Consider the following 2,206-nt stretch of genomic DNA (forward strand, 5'->3'; position numbering starts at 1 on the left):
TCATCCAGTTCACCGTTGATCAGGAGCAACTTGCCTTTCAGACGGTAAGCATTGTCGACATTGGAGGAGGTGCTATAAGAGGCGTCGATCGGATAGCCCATCCACTGTTCGTTCCACCAGATTTTATCCATCCGGTTGTCATGGCAACCGCAAAGGGCGACTGCAACCTTATAAAAATCGTTATGGAACAGCAAAGCAGCCATCGCATTCTGACCTCCGGCCGACCAGCCATAGATGCCGACACGATTCAAATCCATATACTTGTATTTCGCACCTGCCGCTTTCATCCAAGCGATACGATCCGGGAAACCGGCATCTTTTAGGTTCTTCCAACATACATCATGGAAAGCTTTCGAGCGGTTGGACGTCCCCATACCGTCGATCGAAACGACGATAAAGCCGAGTTCTACCAATTTGGAGACCAGATGATGGGCCGGTTTGAAGTCCTTATCCACATGCGAATCATGCGGACCGGCATAAATAAACTCTACGACCGGATAAGATTTGGAAGCATCAAAGTGCATTGGGCGATAAATGTTCCCCCAAATATCCGTCTGCCCGTCCCGGCCTTTCGCGCAGAACACTTCCGGCATTTGCCAGCCTTCCGCCTGCAACGCACTCACATCGCACCTCTGTAATCCGGCCACCACAGACACATCCGAAGTCCGCTTCAACTGACTGACAGGCGGCAGGTCGGGACGAGAATAGACATCGGTAAAATAAGAACGGTCGGCAGAGAAAGTCACACGGTGGTTCCCGTTCTCAGGAGTCATATCGGTAAAGCCTGTTCCATCCAAGTTAATCCGGCAGTAATGCAGGTTATAAGGATCTTCGCCTTTATTAAAGCCCGAAGCGGTGAAATAGACAACCCGGTTCGTCTCATCCACATAATCGACCTGACGGAGCACCCATTCACCCTTTGTCACCTGTCGTTTCACCTGCCCGCTCGTACCATCTATCAGGTAAAGATGACGCCATCCGTCCCGTTCGGAAATCCAAAGCAATTCTTTTCCGTCATCCAGATCATACCGATAGTTGTTATAATAATAGATGAAAGTCTTCGTCTGCTCATCCACCAAATGACGGATAGAACCGTCGGCAGCACTCACTTCGCCAATGACATAACGCTGATGCCCGCGCTGGTTGAACTCGAACGTGAACGCGCGGCTGTCTTCGCGCCAACCGGTCAGGTTCAGATAGAACTGATTTTCATAAGGAGTGACATTCAACGCCATTTGCTTGCGCGCCTCCACATCGAAGAGCACCGGCAGGTAAACAGGCAATACATCCCCCGGCTTCGCATAGTCGCGCCATTGCAGGATCGGCTGCTTCTGGCTAGACGGGCTGGATTCGATCAGCGGAATGCGGCGTTCCTGCACGTCGCGCACTTTCACGGTTGCCAGCTTCCGGGAGTCGGGCGACCAGATGATCGACCAACCGTCATAACGCAGATTCGCCGTGCCATCCATCGTCAAGGCAATCTCTTCCTTTGGTTTATCTTTCTCCTTCTCATCCCAGAGGGGCGAGAGATAGAGATTATTATCTTTCACATACGCTTCCCACTTCTTATCGGGCGAGACAACAGGAACCGGAGCCTCTTCGCGACGACGCCAGCGATCCGGCCTCTTCTCTTCCTCTTTCAGCAGGGATTCGGCCAGTTTCTTTTGCTTTTTGGAGAAGAATGCCGCCAATCCTTTCTTATCCGCAGCACGCTGTTTCTTTCCACTCTCCGCATTGACGAGATAGTAGAAATCTCCTTCCTTCTCATGATTCTTATACCAAAAATAGTGTGAACTGTCTATCCATTCGGGATGGATAGCAGGAGAATAAACCCGGTCGGAGCATTTCAGGATCGTGTCAGCACGCTCGTAATCGGCACGCGTCACCTGCGAAGCGGCACTTTCCGCACCGAATGCCATCGCCAACAAGCAAAAGATAAACAAAGTCGTTTGTTTCATAATAATCAGTGATTTATTTTTCAATTTTCAACTTTCAATTTTCCAACCACCAGTCGATCATCTTCCGTGCCAAGCTCAGCTTGTGCGGTATTTCCGGCAGGTTATCTTTCGAGAAGAAGGAACCGGAACTCAACTCTTCGTCCTGCAATTTGATCTCCCCACCGGCATAATCGGCAATAAAACCGATCATAAGGTTGCTTGGATAAGGCCAAGGCTGATTGCCAAAATAAGTGATGTTACGGATCGTC

General features: G+C 50.2%; 1 protein-coding gene and 1 pseudogene. Both read right to left on the reverse strand.

Annotation, left to right across the window (positions count from 1 at the left end; all coding sequences use genetic code 11):
• Positions 1-1,958 (reverse strand): DPP IV N-terminal domain-containing protein (locus BHV83_RS00385; protein ID WP_286755273.1); only part of this gene is annotated, 1,958 nt, incomplete at its 3' end.
• Positions 1,959-1,992: 34 nt separating this feature from the next.
• Positions 1,993-2,206 (reverse strand): annotated as a pseudogene (locus tag BHV83_RS00390) (NAD(+) diphosphatase); the annotation flags it as partial.

This window comes from Parabacteroides sp. merdae-related_45_40 (genome assembly GCF_001915675.1).